Source organism: Ectothiorhodospira sp. 9100 (assembly GCF_022227565.1).
Taxonomy (GTDB): domain Bacteria; phylum Pseudomonadota; class Gammaproteobacteria; order Ectothiorhodospirales; family Ectothiorhodospiraceae; genus Ectothiorhodospira; species Ectothiorhodospira marina.
Window position 1 is genome coordinate 1 of sequence record NZ_JAJNAN010000113.1, and the last position, 1154, is coordinate 1154.

At 59.6% G+C, this 1154-nt stretch carries 2 protein-coding genes; both read right to left on the reverse strand.

What is annotated here, in order from left to right:
• A partial coding sequence (locus LPW29_RS15160) for an Rpn family recombination-promoting nuclease/putative transposase (protein ID WP_238628708.1) occupies nucleotides 1–276 on the reverse strand: 276 nt, incomplete at its 3' end.
• A 332-nt stretch (nucleotides 277–608) separates the two neighbouring features.
• Nucleotides 609–1052, reverse strand: a complete 444-nt coding sequence (locus LPW29_RS15165; RefSeq protein ID WP_238628709.1) for a hypothetical protein — start codon at nucleotides 1050–1052, stop codon at nucleotides 609–611.
• Between the last annotated feature and the right edge of the window lie 102 nt (nucleotides 1053–1154).

The following is a 1154-nucleotide window of genomic DNA, read 5'->3' on the forward strand; positions in this document are numbered from 1 at the left end:
GATCGGCATGGTGCGGTCCACCGCGGACTGGAACTCCAGCAGGATGTACAGGAACACCCGCTGAGTCACGCCATCCCAGGTGACCTCCACCGACCACACCACGTCCTCGATCTTCTCCTCGAACAGCGGCGTGATGTAGTGGCCGCTGTGATTCTTGAGCGTGGAGAAGTCCATCAGCCCGGCGATCCCGCTGGGCGCGAAGTCTTCGATCAGTTGCTGAACGAACTCGGGGTAGCTGAACAGTTCCTTGTAGCCCGTGTCGTGATGGTTGCTCATGCGGCGTCCTGGCAGGAGATCGGGCCATAGTGTGCCATATTCGCCCCGAGCCCGGCCGATCCCCTCCGTGGCGATAACCTGCCGGCAGGTTGAACTGATTCACATTTTCAATGATTGGAGTTGTAACCTTTCCAGGATTGTGGAAAATGCCTTGTGTCGCCATTGAAGGCAGTCAGGGATGAAAGGCAGTCAATCACGGAAGGCCCAGTGGATGGATCATTGCCGCGCGACACTGGACCCCTCCACATGGAGTGTGGTGGGGTCTTTCCTTTTTTGGGGCAGCGATCTCCAAGAGCCTGGGGTCTGTCTCTTACCCTGACTTACTTCACCCCTCAGTGAGGCTGATCTGATCGCAGGGCCTTCACCTCGTCCAGGGGCAGGCCCGTGGTCTGGGCGATCTGATGGTCATCGAGTAGGCCTAGCGCAAGCAGGTTGATGGCTGTTTCACGGGCATTTTCCTGCCGACCCCTCTGCAAGCCGATCTGTTCCCCCTTCTGCAAGCCGACCGCCTCGCCCTTCTGGCGCTCCCTTTCTGCCCAAGTCTGAAGATTCTCCGCCAGCATCGCATTGTCCTCCACCAAACTGTTGACCTGTTCCAGCGCCTTCTCTGCCTCGGCGCCCAGCCGCTTGAGGTGACGCTTGAGCCAGCGGGTAATCACCTCGTCCAGGCGCGCCTTCTCCGGGTGAGCCCGGATGCGCGACGCTAGACGCTGCACGGCTCCCTGCAAGGCATCCACATCCTTCGACGCCTTCTCCACCTCGAAAATCCCACTCAACTCAGCGGCGTATCCCGCTCTGCCAACTCTTCTTCGCTGAAGGCTGACTCGTTCACCAGATAGTAGCGCAGGTGGGGCTGATACACCCGCATGAAACCCGGC